Source organism: Dickeya oryzae, from assembly GCF_009372235.1.
GTDB classification, from domain to species: Bacteria; Pseudomonadota; Gammaproteobacteria; order Enterobacterales; family Enterobacteriaceae; genus Dickeya; species Dickeya oryzae.
The window spans coordinates 69,489-87,279 of the sequence record NZ_SULL01000015.1; the positions used below are offsets into that span (position 1 = coordinate 69,489).

Annotated in this window: 13 protein-coding genes; 9 read left to right on the forward strand and 4 right to left on the reverse strand. The window is 54.7% G+C overall.

The window, feature by feature from the left end:
- Positions 1-85: 85 nt before the first annotated feature.
- Positions 86-655 (reverse strand): ADP compounds hydrolase NudE, encoded by a 570-nt coding sequence (nudE, locus tag FAZ14_RS16400; RefSeq protein WP_016942948.1) that lies wholly within the window; start codon positions 653-655, stop codon positions 86-88.
- 421 nt (positions 656-1,076) lie between these two features.
- Between nudE and FAZ14_RS16405 the strand changes: the two genes are divergently transcribed.
- The 5 genes from FAZ14_RS16405 (at position 1,077) to pckA (ending at position 7,274) form a co-directional block, all read left to right on the forward strand.
- Complete coding sequence (locus FAZ14_RS16405) at positions 1,077-3,212, forward strand: intracellular growth attenuator family protein (protein ID WP_038925428.1); 2,136 nt, start codon at positions 1,077-1,079, stop codon at positions 3,210-3,212.
- A gap of 113 nt (positions 3,213-3,325) precedes the next feature.
- Positions 3,326-4,030, forward strand: coding sequence for a GMP/IMP nucleotidase (yrfG, locus tag FAZ14_RS16410; RefSeq protein WP_153508882.1), 705 nt, complete (start codon positions 3,326-3,328; stop codon positions 4,028-4,030).
- Positions 4,027-4,440 (forward strand): ribosome-associated heat shock protein Hsp15, encoded by a 414-nt coding sequence (hslR, locus tag FAZ14_RS16415; RefSeq protein ID WP_153508883.1) that lies wholly within the window; start codon positions 4,027-4,029, stop codon positions 4,438-4,440. The genes yrfG and hslR overlap by 4 nt, the downstream gene beginning before the upstream one ends.
- A 25-nt stretch (positions 4,441-4,465) precedes the next feature.
- The gene (gene hslO / locus FAZ14_RS16420) at positions 4,466-5,338 is read left to right on the forward strand and encodes an Hsp33 family molecular chaperone HslO (RefSeq protein WP_153508884.1); all 873 of its coding nucleotides are present in this window, start codon (positions 4,466-4,468) and stop codon (positions 5,336-5,338) included.
- A gap of 316 nt (positions 5,339-5,654) precedes the next feature.
- Positions 5,655-7,274, forward strand: coding sequence for a phosphoenolpyruvate carboxykinase (ATP) (gene pckA / locus FAZ14_RS16425; RefSeq protein WP_038925424.1), 1,620 nt, complete (start codon positions 5,655-5,657; stop codon positions 7,272-7,274).
- Positions 7,275-7,408: 134 nt separating this feature from the next.
- On the opposite strand, the gene envZ is transcribed toward pckA, so the two are convergent.
- Together envZ and ompR are read right to left on the reverse strand one after the other, a co-directional pair.
- A complete protein-coding gene (gene envZ / locus FAZ14_RS16430) occupies positions 7,409-8,821 on the reverse strand; it encodes a two-component system sensor histidine kinase EnvZ (protein ID WP_016942942.1) in 1,413 nt (470 codons plus the stop codon).
- Complete coding sequence (gene ompR / locus FAZ14_RS16435; protein ID WP_001157747.1) at positions 8,818-9,537, reverse strand: osmolarity response regulator transcription factor OmpR; 720 nt, start codon at positions 9,535-9,537, stop codon at positions 8,818-8,820. Before ompR ends, envZ begins: the two co-directional genes overlap by 4 nt.
- A 269-nt stretch (positions 9,538-9,806) precedes the next feature.
- Here ompR and greB point away from each other — a divergent pair, with 269 nt between their 5' ends.
- The 4 genes from greB (at position 9,807) to FAZ14_RS16455 (ending at position 16,830) form a co-directional block, all read left to right on the forward strand.
- Complete coding sequence (gene greB, locus FAZ14_RS16440; RefSeq protein ID WP_016942941.1) at positions 9,807-10,289, forward strand: transcription elongation factor GreB; 483 nt, start codon at positions 9,807-9,809, stop codon at positions 10,287-10,289.
- 140 nt (positions 10,290-10,429) lie between these two features.
- Positions 10,430-12,463 carry an LTA synthase family protein gene (locus tag FAZ14_RS16445; protein WP_038925422.1) on the forward strand — a complete coding sequence of 678 codons (2,034 nt, stop codon included), beginning with the start codon at positions 10,430-10,432 and terminating at the stop codon, positions 12,461-12,463.
- Positions 12,464-12,612: 149 nt separating this feature from the next.
- Complete coding sequence (olsF, locus tag FAZ14_RS16450; RefSeq protein WP_153508885.1) at positions 12,613-14,322, forward strand: bifunctional ornithine lipid synthase OlsF; 1,710 nt, start codon at positions 12,613-12,615, stop codon at positions 14,320-14,322.
- Between the two features lie 168 nt (positions 14,323-14,490).
- On the forward strand, positions 14,491-16,830 hold the full coding sequence (locus FAZ14_RS16455; RefSeq protein WP_016942938.1) for a Tex family protein: 2,340 nt from the start codon (positions 14,491-14,493) through the stop codon (positions 16,828-16,830).
- A 113-nt stretch (positions 16,831-16,943) separates the two neighbouring features.
- Here the strand turns inward: FAZ14_RS16455 and bioH are convergent, their stop codons facing one another.
- Positions 16,944-17,723: a pimeloyl-ACP methyl ester esterase BioH gene (gene bioH, locus FAZ14_RS16460; protein WP_153508886.1), complete on the reverse strand. Its 780-nt coding sequence runs from the start codon at positions 17,721-17,723 to the stop codon at positions 16,944-16,946.
- Positions 17,724-17,791: the final 68 nt, after the last annotated feature.

The window sequence follows — 17,791 nt, forward strand, 5'->3', positions numbered from 1 at the left end:
TATTCGCGCCTTTTTCTTTATCTGGATCGACTGCTTTATCTGGGCTGTGATAAAGCGATTGTTTTGACAAGTCGTGTTTTGATCATTAGCCCTGCTGCGCTAAAAACTGTTGTGCTAAGAACTGTTGCGCTAAGAACAACGCACTCACATTACGCGCCTCACGAAAATCCGGCTCCTTCAGTAGCGACATCATGTCTGCCTGCGGCCAGCGCACCAACTGCAATGGTTCTGGCTCGTCGCCTTGTAAGTGTTTCGGATAGAGACCACTCGCCACCACAATATTCATGCTACTGGAAAAATACGACGGTGCCATCGTCAGGGTGGATAACAACTCAAACCGTTCCGCGCCAAACCCGACCTCTTCCATCAGTTCACGGTTAGCCGCTTCAAACACGGTCTCGCCCGAATCAATCAGCCCTTTGGGGAACCCCAATTCATACTGCTCAATCCCCACCGCATATTCACGAATCAGCAACAGTTCATCGCCGATGACCGGCACTATCATCACCGCTTCACGGCCTGACGGACGCATACGTTCATAGATGCGGCGCTCACCGTTGCTAAACTCCAGATCAACGGCCTCCACATTGAACAAATGTGAACGTGCTACGGTCTCAACCTTGAGGATTTTAGGTTTTTGCAGGTTATTATCCATCGTGGCCTCGATGAGGAAACCGCAACCGGCTTTCCCCGTTCAGGCCAGTGTCGGCACGGAACACAAACTGGTAGAGCCGCGATTTCCTGCAGAATATTCAGTAAGTCATATTGTGCGTTAACATTAACAGTCGCTGCAACTCCATCATGGTGAATTTACATATTCGCAACAATATTTACACATTAATTTTTTTTATACAAGAACGACCGTATGAAGATGTCTCTCCACCCTAACCCCACCAGAAAAAATTCAGATTTTCCTCATTTTCGCGCCCACATTCGCTTGCTACCATGCACTGTTAAACAAGTAATAGTTGGTTAATTCAGTTATTAACTGTACGACGTGGGTTAACATCGTTCGTGTAGTTTTGTTACTATCCGGGAATAACAGGGGGAACCTTACGCTGTTGGCTGGAGATAATATGCGCACAATACTCATCATATTGGCTGTATTGTTTGCCTGTCTAATTGTCGTGGGGGGGATCATTGGCTATCTCATGTATCGTCGTCTTCTATTCGCCAAACGTTTGCCGGTTACACCATCGGGACATCGCCAGCTGACAGCGTCGGAACGTATTGCCGTCGAACGCTATCTGGCTATGGCCCGTATAGACAGTCCGGTTTCTGCGTCTGTTCCGGCCACCTTGACCCGTCTGCTACCGGGCAATCGGGTGTATCCCATAACCCATAGCATTACCCGCTATGGGCTGAGTACTGACGCGCCCAACAAATGGCGCTATTACATCGATACTCAGGAAATCCACCTGCCCGCACGCTGGGAACAATACATTACTCAGAACAATGAAATCGAACTGATCAAAACCCGTTCGATCCCTCTGGTGATTTCGTTGAATGGCCATTCATTGACGGAAGTGGTTACCGAAATGGATTCGTTCGCCGGTTCAGACATCCCTGGCGAACAGGCATACATTCGCCCGGAAAGCCATGAACACACCGAACTGGTCGCTATCCGCAAGGAAACGCCGGAAGAACATGCCGTACACCGTTCACGCGGTCTGCGTGAAACCGGAGTGCTGAGTCTGGCATTTCTGCTGCTGGTGTTTAGCCTGACCAGCCCGCTGACGATGCTGCCCTGGCTGGCCGGTGCCGCTTGCCTGCTGTCTGCCTGGGGATGCTGGCAACTGTTTCGACCTCCATCGCAAAAAGAGTTGCGCGAAGTGCATTGTCTGCACGGCACACCACAGTGCATGGGGTTATTCAGCGACACCACACAAAGCCAGATCAGCAATGTCTCGCTTGGCAATATCGACCTTCTCTATCCCCTTCACTGGCAACCTTATATTGGTTACGACCTCGGCAAAAAAACCGATGTGGATATTTATCTGACCCGTCAGGTCGTGCGCCAGGGCAACTATCTGTCCTTACATAACGAAGTCAAATTCTTCCCGCTACAGCAATGGGGCAAAAACGCCATACTGGCTGCCGGTACCCTGCTCAGCCTTATCCTACTGTTGACCTCGGTACCGCTTGATCTCCCCTTAAAGCTCAGCCTGGCCTGGGTTCAGGGTGCCAGCAGCATCAAAGTAAACCAGGTTGAAGAGCTGGAGCGCATGCCGCTGCACATTGGCGATAAACTACAGGTTCGCGGCAGCGGGATGTGTTACATGCCGCCGATTAGTCTCAACCCAACAGCATCCAAAGCCTCACCTTTCGCCCCGTTTGATTGCGCCGCCATTTACTGGAATAAAGCGGCACCGCTGCCATTACCTGAATCAGATACCATCGAGAAAACCGCCGCCTTACAAAAAACGGTGAACGAACAGTTGCACCCTGCTGCCAGCGACAATCAGGTCAGCTCCCAGTTGGCAGATGCTATTCAGAAATCCGGCATGATTCTGTTAAATAACTTCTCCGATATCGTGCTGAAAACCGATGCCTTATGTGAGAAAGAAGAAGATTGTATCCGGCTCAAAAATGCGCTGATCAATTTGGGTAATGCCAAAAACTGGGATCTGTTGGTTAAACGAGCACGCTCCGGGGCGCTAAAAGGCATGAGCGTGGTATTACGTCCGGTCAGTGCTGAATCACTGGATGGATTGGTGAAAAACGCTACCGACGAGTTCTACAGCCGCGAAATCATTACCGCCTCCAATTCACTGAATAGCCCGCCACCGGGCGGTTTTCTGATTCGCAGTGACGAAGGCCGGCAATTCGTTAATCATCAGGCACCGGTCGCGCCGCTACGCGATCTCCCGCCGCAGGAGCAATGGCAGGAACTTGAACGCCTGTCCTCGCAGTTGCTGCATACGCCGTTTGAAGCCAGCGGCGTGATAACCCAGATCAGTATCGACGCCAATGGTACCCGCCATATTTCGCTGCATAGCGAACCTGATGCCGTTACCATGTGGCGCTCACTGGGTGCCTGCCTGTTGTTGCTGACCTTTAGCGTCATTCTGGTGCTGAATCTGGTGCTGCTGCTGGTCAAACGCCGCCGGAGCCAGCAGCGTATCGCCAATATTCAGCAGTACTATGCGCGCCATCTGGTGCCGGAAGCGCCGACCACCAGTACCTTGTACGGCAATGCGGTTCACTCCTAACCCTCCTCAATCGATACGTGCTATCAGCCGCGTTTAGCGGTTATGCTACGCGAATAATATCGACTACCTTGTTTCCGGTTGAACCGGAAACAAGGCATTGTCCTGGAGTATGTATGAATCCCGAACTGAACTGGAATGAGATCGATACCGTCCTGCTGGATATGGACGGTACGCTGCTCGACCTTGCGTTCGATAGTTATTTCTGGCTGCAATTGGTACCGGAATCCCTGAGTCGTCAGCGTGATATCAGCCTGGATCAGGCACAGCAGTTGATCGCGGTGGAATACCAGGCGGTACGTCATACCCTGAACTGGTACTGCTTCGATTACTGGAGTGAACGGCTGGGGCTGGATATTTACCAGATGACCAGTGACATCGGTTACCGCGCCCGCTTGCGGGATGACACCACGCCATTTTTGCACGCACTGCGTAAAAGCGGTCGCCGGTCGGTTTTGCTGACCAACGCCCACCCGCATAGCCTGTCAGTCAAGGTGGCCCATACCGGGCTGGATAGACACCTTGATTTATTGCTTTCCACCCATACTTATGGGTATCCCAAGGAAGATCAGCGATTATGGCAGGCGGTGCAGGAAGACATCGGGTTTAACCCGGAACGAACCCTGTTTGTGGATGACAGCGAGCCAATACTGGATGCCGCCAGAACCTTCGGTATCCGCTACTGTCTGGGTGTCCGCAATCCTGACTCGACCAGCCAGCAGGAAAACCGCTTCCGGCAACACCCATCGATGAACGACTATCTGGCCTTTCTGTCGGACATTCATCAGTCGATTCGCGTCGGCAATCAGGAGTGTTCATGAGTAAAGACTATCAACACGATGACAACAACGCCGTCCGGTTAGATAAGTGGCTATGGGCTGCGCGTTTTTACAAAACCCGAGCCATGGCGCGTGAGATGATAGACGGCGGCAAAGTGCACTATAACGGCCAGCGCAGTAAACCGGGCAAACTGGTGGAATTAGATGCCGAAATTACGCTGCGCCAGGGCAACGATACGCGCACGGTGATGGTTCGCGCCATCAGCGATCAGCGCCGCCCGGCTGCACAAGCGCAGGCGTTATATGAAGAAACGCCGCAGAGCATTGAAAAACGCGAAAAACTGGCCCAAGCCAGAAAGCTGAATGCCCTGTCGATGCCGCATCCGGACCGGCGACCGGATAAAAAAGAGCGTCGGGATTTAATCAAATTCAAATATAGTGACGCGGAATAAGCCGTCGTCACCACGAGAGAACATTATGGCCAATCATGACCAATTGCATCGTTACCTGTTCGAGAATCACGCTGTTCGCGGCGAACTGGTCACGGTAAGCGACACTTTCCAGCACATGCTGGCAAATCACGACTACCCGGTGCCGGTAAAAAACCTGCTGGGCGAGATGCTGGTAGCGACCAGCCTGTTGACCGCAACGCTGAAATTCAGCGGCGATATCACGGTTCAGTTACAGGGCGACGGCCCACTGAAACTGGCGGTAATTAACGGCAACCATCAGCAGCAAATGCGTGGCGTAGCGCGTTTGCAGGGCGACATTGCCGCCGACAGTTCACTGCGCGACATGGTCGGCAACGGTTATGTGGTGATAACCATAACCCCGACGGAAGGGGAACGCTATCAGGGCGTAGTGGGGCTGGATGGCGACGACGTGGCCGCCTGTCTGGAAAATTACTTCCAGCAATCCGAGCAGTTACCGACGCGCCTGTTCATTCGCACCGGTGAGCATGATGGTCGCCAGTGCGCTGCCGGTATGCTGCTACAGGTGCTACCCGCACAGCACGGTAACCGCGAGGACTTTGACCATCTCACACAGTTAACCGCCACGGTGAAAGCGGAAGAACTGTTTGGTCTGCCGGCCAACGATGTGTTGTATCGTTTATACCATCAGGAAAACGTCACGCTGTATGAGCCACAGCCGGTCGAGTTCCAATGCCACTGTTCACGGGAACGTTGTGCTGACGCGCTGATGACGCTGCCAGCGGATGAGGTTAGCGATATTCTGGCGCAAGACGGGCAAATCGATATGCACTGCGACTATTGTGGCAGCCATTATCTGTTTAATGCTCAGGACATCGATAACATTCGCCAGTCCAGCGCCACCCCAACCTTACATTAATCACGCTAATTATTTGCGCGCCATCTCACGGCGTGTCAATCCATTCATAGATAGCCCGCTTGCGGGCTATCTGTGCTTTTCAGATTCATCAGTAGATAAACAGGTCAGTACATAAGAGATCAGTACATAAACAGGCCGCTGGTGTTTTTATCACACCATTCTGCTTACATACCAACCATTCGCTTACTTTTCATTCACATGAATAAGCAAAGTTATTAATGAATTTATTTAATTTTTTGATTGGTATCGCGGTTAAAATAAGCTCAGCTTCTAGACTTACTATGTAGTACAACTATAACGATCTAGGAGTAGCAACATGCAGATGAAAGGCATTACGCCAGAGGCACTGACGGCTTATGGTATTCATGATGTCCACGAAATTATCTACAACCCAAGCTACGATTTACTGTTTACTGAAGAGACATCCCCTACCCTGCAAGGCTATGAGCGCGGTATCGAAACCCAACTGGGGGCCGTTGCTGTGGATACTGGCATTTTCACTGGCCGTTCGCCGAAGGATAAGTACATCGTCCGCGATGATGTGACCCGTAATACCGTCTGGTGGTCAGATCAAGGCAAAGGCAAAAACGACAACCATCCGCTTAGCCAGGAAACCTGGCAGCACCTGAAACAGCTGGTCACCAACCAGTTGTCAGGCAAACGCGTGTTTGTCGTTGATGCTTTCTGTGGTGCTAATGCCGATACTCGCCTGAAGGTCCGTTTTGTCACCGAGGTGGCCTGGCAGGCTCACTTCGTGAAAAACATGTTTATTCGCCCCAGCGAGGAAGAGTTGCAGGGTTTCGAGCCTGATTTCATCGTGATGAACGGTGCAAAATGCACGAACCCACAGTGGCAGGAACAGGGGCTGAACTCAGAGAACTTCGTGGCATTCAACCTGACGGAGCGCATCCAGCTCATCGGCGGTACCTGGTACGGTGGAGAGATGAAGAAAGGGTTGTTCTCCATCATGAACTACCTGCTGCCACTCAAAGGCATCGCCTCCATGCATTGCTCGGCCAACGTTGGCGAGAAAGGCGATGTCGCGGTGTTCTTCGGCTTGTCCGGTACCGGCAAAACCACACTGTCCACCGACCCGAAACGCCAGTTGATCGGCGATGACGAGCACGGCTGGGATGATGACGGCGTGTTCAACTTCGAGGGCGGTTGCTATGCGAAAACCATCAACCTCTCCGCCGAAGCCGAACCGGACATTTACCACGCTATCCGGCGCGATGCGCTGCTGGAAAACGTGACGGTGCTGGCTGATGGCAGCGTTGATTTCAGCGACGGTTCTAAAACCGAAAACACCCGCGTGTCTTACCCTATCTATCACATCGATAATATCGTGAAGCCGGTGTCCAAAGCCGGGCACGCCACCAAGGTGATATTCCTGACGGCGGATGCTTTCGGCGTGCTGCCGCCGGTCTCCCGCCTGACAGCGGACCAGACCCAGTACCACTTCCTGTCCGGTTTTACCGCCAAACTGGCGGGAACCGAGCGCGGCGTCACCGAACCGACCCCCACCTTCTCCGCCTGCTTTGGCGCAGCGTTCCTGACGCTGCACCCGACGCAGTACGCTGAAGTTCTGGTGAAACGCATGCAGGCAGCAGGTGCAAAAGCCTATCTGGTCAACACCGGCTGGAACGGCACCGGCAAGCGTATCTCTATTAAGGACACACGCGGCATTATCGACGCGATCCTCAATGGCAGCATCGATGACGCCGAAACCCAGACGTTGCCGATCTTCGATCTGGCGATCCCGACGGCTCTGCCGGGTGTCGATCCGGCGATTCTGGATCCTCGCGACACCTACGCTTCTGTCGAACAGTGGGAAGAGAAAGCGCACGATCTGGCGCAGCGTTTTATCACCAACTTCGATAAATACACCGACACCCCAGCCGGTGCGGCACTGGTATCCGCTGGGCCGAAACGCTAACCAAACAACCGCCGCCGCTCACCCGGCGGCGTTGTCCCGACAGCAGTTTTCTCGACAGCAAAAAGGCGCAGATAACCGCGCCTTTTCTTTGCTATTTTGACCACTTTCACCGATTTCACCTCGGTGGGTCGACATTATTCTTTGTCTTGCCGGTTGCGACCTGCCTGCGTCGGGCTACGTCGATGGCCCTCACGCGCACGGACTGAAGCTGTGCCGGATGGGTTCGGGAACGCCAGTGGCAAATAAGCCCGCACGCGCAGTCCACCGCGTTCACTGCTCCCCACATCCAACGATCCGTTGTGTGCGTCAATGATACGCTGCACGATCGCCAGGCCTAACCCGGTACCGCTGGTGCTGCGAGCGCTATCACCGCGAACAAACGGCTGAAACAGGTGCGCCAACTGTGATGGATCGATACCCGGGCCATCATCTTCCACCTGGAACCAGGCACGCTGTAATTCCCGGCCGCTACTGACACGAATCCAGCCATTACCATAACGCGCGGCGTTCACGACCAGATTCGCTACCGCCCGTTTAATCGACAAGGGGCTGACCTTCATGGGCAGTTCGCCCAGAGTCAGTTCACTGTCGATTTCCCGCTCATAACCGCTTTCAGACGCAACCACTTCACCCAGAATCGCATTGAGGTCAGCGACCTCCATCTGCATTTCCTGACCAGTACGCAGGTAGTCGATGAACTGCTCGATGATGGCGTTACACTCTTCAATATCTTTATTGATAGATTCCGCCAGATATTCGTCTTCCTGGCCCATCATCTCGGTTGCCAGACGAATGCGGGTCAACGGCGTGCGCAAATCATGGCTGACGCCAGCCATCAGCAACGTTCGGTCGTCCGCCAGTAGCTTGACCCCGGATGCCATCTGGTTGAAGGCACGTGTCACCGAACGCACCTCCGAGGCACCATATTCACGTAACGGTGGCGGAATAATGCCTTTCCCCACCTGAATGGCGGCATGCTCCAGTTCCACCAAGGGTCGATTCTGCACCCGAATAAATAACCAGGCGCCACCTATCACCAGCAGCATGATAGCCAGGGTATAGCGAAACAGTGGCGAGAAGTCGCCCTGATGGATTTCCGTTAGCGGCACCCGTACCCAGATATCGGGCGATAACCAGGTTTTCAGCCACACCACCGGCGTATTCTTGCTGACCTCAACCCGCACTTCGGTCGGCCCACCCAGTTGCTGAGCCATCTGTTGGCTCAGAAACTTGTAGTGCTGCGCCCAGCGCAGACCGCTCTCTTCGGCTGCGGCGTTGGTGTAGAGCGAAATACCCAGCTCGCGATAAATCTCACGCCGGAACGCCGGGGGGACGTCCAGCGTGGAACCATCTTCCAGTTGCAGCTTGTCCGTCATCAACATTCTGACCTCATAGGCCAGAACTTTGTTGAACTGTTGCAGACTGGGCAGAATCGCGAAGTTAAGCACCACCAGATAGGTGGTGACAAGGCTAACGAATAGCAGAGTAACAATCAGCAACAGCGTGCGGGCGAAGGCGCTGCGTGGTGAGAAGCGCCATCGAATCATGCTTTACTGCCGTCCGGCACAAAAACGTAACCCAGTCCCCACACGGTCTGGATATAACGCGGATGAGCCGGGTCCTCCTCAACCATGCGGCGCAAGCGGGAAATCTGCACGTCAATGGAACGTTCCATGGCACTGTACTCACGGCCACGAGCCAGATTCATCAGTTTGTCGCGGGACAGCGGCTCACGCGGGTGGCTCACCAGCGCTTTGAGTACCGCAAACTCGCCACTGGTCAGCGGCATGGGCTCATCGTCACGGAACATCTCGCGTGTGCCCAGATTCAGTTTAAATTTGCCGAACGCGATGACAGCTTCTTCCTGCGACGGCGCACCGGGTAATTCATTCGCCTGACGGCGCAGTACCGCACGAATACGGGCCAGCAGTTCGCGTGGGTTAAACGGTTTGGGAATATAATCGTCGGCACCGATTTCCAGCCCGACGATCCTGTCCACTTCTTCGCCTTTCGCCGTCACCATGATGATCGGCATCGGGTTGCTTTGACTACGCAGACGACGGCAGATGGACAACCCATCCTCGCCCGGCAACATCAAATCCAACACCATCAGATGGAAAGATTCGCGTGTCAGCAAGCGATCCATCTGTTCGGCATTGGCAACACTGCGTACCTGAAAACCCTGTTCGGTCAGATAGCGTTCCAATAACGCTCGCAGGCGCATATCGTCATCCACAACCAGAATTTTATAATTCTCTTGCATCTCTCTTCTCCAAAGACATGATAGCCGCCAGCGCTTGGTTCCATCACGAAACACAATCTAGTATTGTTCAGAAACCCGCAACGAACTGATAGCCGTTTCTGGTATACATTCTAGGCAAAATTGTTACAAAGGATATAAAAATACGTTGTAATCAAGCCGTTCCCGCCATAATTCACCGTAAGCCACGCACAAATGACGATTTATCCGCTATGTTATCCCACAGTCGTCGATTATAACGATTTTATGATCTTCACATTTTAGAAAAGCGTATGAAAACCGATCTGATCACTCGCGAAGGCTATGAAGCCCTGCATCAGGAACTGAACTATCTGTGGAAAGAGCGTCGCCCGGAAATCACAGAGAAGGTGGCCTGGGCGGCCAGTTTGGGCGATCGCAGCGAAAACGCCGATTACCTCTACAACAAACGCCTGCTGCGTGAAATAGACCGCCGGGTACGTTATTTGCGCAAACGCCTGCAGGTGGTGCGGGTGGTAGATTACTCCCCCCAGCAGGACGGTAAGGTCTTTTTTGGTGCCTGGGTCGAGGTGGAAAACGAAGAAGGTGAGGTGAAACGCTTTCGTATCGTCGGGCCAGATGAAATCTATGGTCGTAAGGATTACATCTCGATTGACGCGCCAATGGCCCGCGCCTTGCTGAAAAAAGCGGTGGACGAAGAAGCCGTGGTCACGACACCCGCTGGTCCCAGGGTCTGGTACGTCAATAAAATTGACTATCAGCACCCGATTGACTGATGGTGAAACAGGCAACACCGAACACAACGGCAGACCCCGATCTGCCGCTCATACTTTCTTTCATCTTCCTGACATGTTCCTGAGATTTTTCTGCAATAACTCCGTATCATTCCCGCACTAATAACATCCCAAGAATAAAAATGGATAACTACCAACAGCATGCCCGCACCCTGTTGAAAACCCTGTGGTGCCAGATTCTATTATTGAGCCTGTTGTTGTCCGGCGCCCGTCTGACCATGTTTGCCGTGTTTGCCGACACTCAGCAATTACACTATTACGACGCAGCCGTGAGGCTAATGTGGCTAACCGGGCTACGTTACGATTTACGTGCAGTGTCCATCCTGCTGGCGCCACTGCTGGTCATCGGCCTGGTGATGAGCCTGCATCGCACCGGCTGGCGCTGGGTGCAACGTATCACACCTTGGTATCTGGGGGGATGCGCGTTTCTGGTCAGCACTATCGCCACCATCAACTATTTTTATTACCAGACCTACCATACCTACATCGATATTTTCGCTTTCGGGCTCATTGACGATGGCCCGCTCGCTGTCATGACCACCATCTGGCAGGACTATCCGGTTGTCAGATCACTACTGCTGGTGGTGCTGTTTGTTTGGCTGAGCAACCGACTGGGCAGGAAAGTTCTCTTTCCACAGACTCAACAGACACTGTTTTCACAAACAAGGTGGTCAACACGTCGGCCACGTTTGCTACCCAACCCGGTGTTTGTGGTGTACCTGCTGATTAGCCTGCTGGTGTTTTTCACCATGATCCGCGGCAGCCTGAGCACCTTCCCGTTGCGGCGTAACGATTCACAAATATCCACCGTCACTATCCTCAATAAGCTGGTACCTAATGGTTTAATGGCATCGGCCTGGGCAATGGGCGACAGGGATGACGATATCCACTTCGAGCCGGTAACACGCACAGCGGGAGAGCAGTTGCGAACCCAAAGTGGGTTGGCCACATTGGAAAGCCGTACACCGGCTAGCACCTGGCTGGCACAGCATCGTCCCAACGTGGTGGTGGCGCTGATGGAAAGCATGGGGAGTAATATGCTGGTATATGACCACCTGCCAGATAACGACATGCTGGGCGCACTGCGGCCTCATTTCGCGTCGGATTTCGTTTTCCGTCGCTTCGTATCAGAAGGCAATGGTACGGCACCGTCGTTCGCTGCCCTGTTTTTCCAAAGCCCTATCCAGAACCTCAGCCATTCATCCGCACAATATAAATCGCTGGATGACACTCCTTATGCCACGTACAAAAAAGCGGGCTACAAAGTGATATTCATCACGTCAGGAAGCCGTATGTGGCGTAACTTAGGCAACTATTTGCCACGACTTGGTGTGGATGAGATTTACGACCAAAGCTCCCTGATGGAACGCTACCCCGAATCACGCGCTATGCTGACCGACTGGGGCGTACCGGATGAGTTTGCGTTTCGCCTGGCGCAACGTTTGCTGAAAGAAGCGCACCAGCCGCTCTTCATCAGTATTCTGACCGTCACCAACCATCCTCCTTATAAGGTTCCTGCCAGCTATCGCCCACAACCGGTGCATGCCGGGCCGGAAATGATGGCGCATGCCGAAGTAAGTCAGCAGGAACAAGAATCCATCGCGGCCACCTACCAGTACGCCACCAACGCGCTGGGAGAATTTATCGCTGCGGTAAAATCCTCCCCGGTGGGAGAATCCACCCTGATTGCAGCAACCGGCGACCACCAGATGCGCCGTTTGAAGGCACAGTATCCGCATGAGCAATTCCTGGATCGGGCTGTCCCTTTTTATCTGTACGTGCCAAAAACCATTCTGGCGAACACCGCCTGGCGTTTTGACCCATCACGCCCCGGTTCGCACAAGGATATATTCCCAACGCTCTACACTTACAGCCTCGCCGATACCCCCTATTACGCACTCGGCGGGCGCAATATGCTGGCGGAACAGGACGATACCTCGCGTGCGTTTGGCTACAATCAGGCTTTGTGGATCGACGAACAAGGCGTGACTCCTGTCGGTAGTACCGGACGTTATTCCTGGGATGCCGCCAACCCGATGCTCACCCAGACAACCGCTCACCCCCTCAGCACCGAGCAGCAACAACGAATCGCGGCTTTCCCTGCCTTGCTACATTGGCAGATTAACGCCCGCGAGCAGGGCTTCACCGAGAAGTGACCACTTACGATGCCTGCAGCCGCAGGCATCGTTACGCTCACTTGCTTTTGCTTTACCTCAATTACATTAAGAAAAATTTATTCTAAGGCTGAAATAAAGATGTCATTTCCCTCCCTTACCGTGACAACGGTGATTACGGAGGCCAATCTATGTTCAGCCTGGATACCATTCTGCAAGATCTTGCACCGCATCGTCCCACGCCGAAGTGGCAGCGCTCCATTCTGCGCACGATGTTATTCGAAACCGAAATACAGGATTTTGCCCAGCGCTACCCACACCTGAAAGGGTTGGATCTGGTAGAGCAGATCCTGGATCACTTCAGCCTTAACTGCGAAATGGTAGAGGGCGACCTGGAAAACATCCCCAGCCAGGGGCCGGTGGTACTGGTGGCTAACCACCCAATCGGTTCGCTGGATGGGCTCGCCTTACTGCGTACCGTTGCCAGCGTGCGCCCTGATGTCCGTGTCGTCGCCAGTCAATTACTGTCCTATATCGGGCCACTGAAAAACCTGTTTTTCTCGGTAGATAACTTCAGCAACCGAACCCGACGCAACCAGCTCGCTGCCATTCAGGAACATCTGGCCGCTGAGGGTGCGATCATTATGTTCCCGGCCGGTGAAGTCTCCCGCATGAGCCTGAAAGGCATCCGCGATGGTCACTGGCATAGTGGCTTTATTCGCATGGCAGCCAAAGCGCGTGCGCCGATAGTCCCGATTCACATCAGTGGCCGTAACAGCAACCTGTTCTATCTCTCCTCGCTGATTTACCGCCCGTTATCCACCCTGTTGCTGGTGCGGGAAATGTTCCGCCAGCACGGCAACCGACTGCGCTTTCGCATTGGTGCGCAGATCCCCTACTCGACCTGGAGTCAGGGCGAGTGGCAGCCCAATGACCTGGCCGCCCGTTTCCGTCGTCATGTCTACCGCCTGGGCCACGGTAAGCCCGGCTGTTTCTCTGGTGAAAAGCCGATTGCGCTTCCCGAAGAGCGCTCGCTGCTTAAACGCGCGTTAGAAAGCTGCGAAACGCTCGGTACCACGCCGGACGGCAAGAAAATTTATCTCTACCGTCGCGGCAGTGAAGATTATGTGCCTATCTTGCGTGAGCTGGGACGCCTGCGGGAAATCGCCTTTCGCGCCGTGGGTGAAGGTACCGGCAAACGCCGTGATCTCGATAGCTTCGATGACGACTACCTGCATCTGGTGCTATGGGATGAGCGTGAGCTGGAAATCGTTGGCGCTTACCGGTTCACGCCAACCGCACGTCTGCTGGCGGAAAAAGACATCGGTAGCCTGTACAGTCACAGCCTGTTCCACTATGGCGAAGAGATGGCACCGGTGTTAGCCAGCGGTATCGAACTGGGCCGCAGCTTTATCCAACCCAAGTACTGGGGAAAACGCGGTCTGGATTATCTGTGGCTGGGCATAGGCGCCTATCTGGCCCGCTACCCGGAATACCGTTATCTGTTTGGCCCGGTTTCCTTGTCCAGCACCTTGCCGTCTACCGCGCGCGACCTGCTGATTGCCTTCTACCGCCTGCATTTCGCGCCCAGTCAGATGCTGGCCCGTTCGCGTCGGCCTTACCCGGCGTCGTTGCCGGACGTATTGCGACAGTTCGAAGGGGAAGACTACCAGCAGGATCTGACCCGGCTCAAAAGCATGCTCAGCAACATGGGATGTTCCATTCCTACCTTGTACAAACAGTACTCGGAAGTGTGCGAGCCAGGCGGCGTACAGTTTATCGACTTTGGTGTCGACCCCGATTTCAACAACTGTGTTGATGGCCTGGTACTGGTGGACTTACAGCAACTGAAACCTTCACGCTATCAGCGCTATATCGCACCGTTTCGCGACAACGCGTAACCCGTTTGCGGGTCGGCATCCGTCGACCCGCCACAAACCCTCCATTTGTCTGACTGGCATTTTATGCCGTCAATCCGTATAACTGTCCCCCAGTTGTCTATCCTTACAACATTCATTATCTCGCTAATTACACTATCTTGTTGATAACACTATTTTGTTGATAACACTATGACGAATGCATTAAGCCAGATTATTGCCAGCGAATTGCAGGCGCGTACCGAGCAGGTGAGCGCGGCCATTCAACTGCTGGACGAGGGCAACACAGTCCCGTTTATCGCTCGCTACCGTAAAGAAGTAACCGGCGGGCTGGATGACACCCAACTGCGTCAGTTGGAAAGCCGCCTGTCTTACTTGCGCGAGCTGGAAGAACGCCGCCAGACTATCCTCAAATCGATTGAAGAACAGGGCAAGCTGACCGATGCGCTGGCCGCCTCCATCAACGGTACGCTGAGCAAAACCGAGCTGGAAGACCTCTACCTGCCTTACAAACCGAAACGCCGTACCCGTGGACAAATCGCCATTGAGGCCGGGCTGGAGCCGCTGGCAGACACCCTGTGGAACGACCCAACGCAAACACCGGAACAGGTGGCAGAGGCTTACATCAACGCCGAAAACGGGGTAGCTGACGTCAAAGCGGCGCTCGACGGTGCACGTTACATTCTGATGGAACGCTTTGCCGAGGACGCCGCGCTGCTGGCCAAGGTGCGTGATTATTTGTGGAAAAACGCCCATCTGGTGTCTCGTGTGGTGGAAGGCAAAGAGGAAGACGGTGCCAAATTCCGCGACTATTTCGACCACCATGAGCCGCTATCGCAAGTGCCGTCGCACCGTGCGCTGGCGATGTTCCGTGGCCGCAACGAGGGGGTGTTGCAACTCGCATTGAATGCCGACCCGCAGTTTGACGAGCCACCCAAAGAGAGCCACTGCGAGCAGATCATCATCGACCACCTGGGTCTACGCCTTGGTCATGCACCGGCAGACAGTTGGCGACGTGCCGTGGTGAACTGGACCTGGCGTATCAAGGTGCTGCTGCATCTGGAAACCGAATTGATGGGCAGCGTGCGTGAGAAAGCCGAAGACGAAGCCATTAACGTCTTCGCCCGCAACCTGCACGACCTGCTGATGGCAGCACCTGCCGGTATGCGCGCCACGATGGGGCTGGACCCCGGTCTTCGCACCGGTGTGAAAGTAGCCGTGGTGGATGCGACCGGTAAACTGGTAGCCACCGACACTATCTATCCGCACACCGGTCAGGCAGCCAAAGCCGCCGCCATCGTCGCCGCGTTATGCATCAAGCATCAGGTCGAGCTGGTTGCTATCGGCAATGGCACCGCATCGCGTGAAACCGAACGCTTCTTCCTTGATACCCAGAAGCAGTTCCCGGAAGTGAAAGCGCAGAAGGTAATCGTCAGCGAAGCGGGGGCTTCTGTCTATTCGGCCTCGGAACTGGCGGCGCTGGAGTTCCCGGGTCTGGACGTATCGCTGCGCGGCGCGGTATCTATCGCTCGCCGCCTGCAAGACCCGTTGTCCGAACTGGTTAAGATCGACCCGAAATCCATCGGTGTCGGCCAGTACCAGCATGACGTCAGCCAGACTCAACTGGCGAAAAAACTCGATGCGGTGGTGGAAGACTGCGTGAACGCCGTCGGCGTCGATCTGAACACCGCCTCAGTGCCGCTGTTGACCCGTGTGGCGGGCCTCACCCGGATGATGGCGCAAAACATCGTCAATTGGCGTGATGAAAATGGCCGTTTCAACAACCGTGCGCAGTTGCTGAAAGTCAGCCGCCTCGGCCCGAAAGCCTTCGAGCAATGCGCTGGCTTCCTGCGTATCAACCACGGCGATAACCCGCTCGATGCCTCCACCGTCCACCCGGAAGCCTACCCGGTGGTGGAGCGTATTCTGGCGGCAACCGAGCAGAAATTGCAGGATCTGATGGGCAACGCCAGCGCGCTGCGTAGCCTGAAACCGGCCAGCTTCACCGACGATCGCTTCGGTGTGCCGACGGTGACCGACATCATCAAAGAGCTGGAAAAACCGGGTCGCGACCCGCGCCCGGAATTCAAAACCGCCAGCTTCGCCGACGGGGTGGAAACCCTCAACGACCTGACGCCGGGCATGATTCTGGAAGGTGCTGTCACCAACGTCACCAACTTTGGTGCGTTTGTGGATATCGGCGTACATCAGGATGGGTTGGTGCACATCTCTTCACTGTCGGATCGCTTCGTGGAAGACCCGCATCAGGTGGTGAAAGCCGGTGACATCGTTAAGGTGAAAGTGCTGGAGGTCGACCTGCAACGCAAGCGCATTGCGCTGACCATGCGGCTGGACGAACAACCGGGCGAAGGCAATAGCCGTCGTGGCGGCGGACGCGAGCGTGACAACGCGAATACCACCCGCCCATCGTCGCAGGCGGGCAACAAGGCACGCCCACGCCAGACCAGCAGCACCCCAGCCGGTAACAGCGCCATGAGCGACGCACTGGCGGCGGCGTTTAAGAAACGGTGATCGCCCTTGTCAGGGTTCAGGCTAGCGGGCCTGAACCCTGTGCACCCACCCTGTGCACGTAGAAGCGACGATTGACGTAGTCAGTGCTTCACATTAGCGACCTTACTTCACCGTTACTTCAACACGCTATCCCCCACAAACCCCACCACATGCTCCACAAACGCCTCCGGGTGGGAAATAAACGGGGCGTGGGAGGCTTTCGGTATCACGACCGAAGTGGAGTGCGGGTACAGTTCGTCCATCAGCGCAGCAACTTTACGCGGCACCAGCCCATCGAGTGCGCCATACACGCGCAGGAATGGCGTCGTCAGCCCGGCCAGTTCCTGGCGTAAATCCACCCGACGTAGAATCTCCAGCCCGCCATCCAGCACTTCCACGGTGGGTGACGGTTGCGTCGTGACGACCGCCTTCAATAGACGCGCGTCTTTTCTGGCGCTTTCGGTACCCAGCGTTTGCAACGCCAGAAACCGCTCGATAGTGCCGGAAAAATCCTCGTTCAGTAGTTGCTGGAAACCAGACAGCACCAGCGGTTTGATTCCGGGCCATTCATCTGCGGCCTCAAAACGGGGTGAAGAGGCCACGGTAATCAACGCGCTGACCCGCTCAGGCGCGCGGATCGCCGCCAGACTTGCGACCAGTCCGCCCAGCGACCACCCCAGCCAGACAGCTCGCGCGGGTGCGCCTGCCAGTACCGTCTCGGTCATCTCCTCCAGCGACATCGCGGGGAACCGCTGACTCTGACCATAACCCGGTAAATCCACACAATGCAGGCGAAAATGCGGAGCCAGCCGCACAACGATGTTGTTCCACACTTTAGAATTCATTCCCCAGCCATGCAGCATCACAAGTTCGCATGCGCCTTCTCCTTGCGTGTACCAGTGCAATGATTCCATGAGTTATTGTGTCCTCCGTCAGAAGTAGAGTAGAGCGTTCAGGCCATGCTGCCCGCGGCCTGATAACT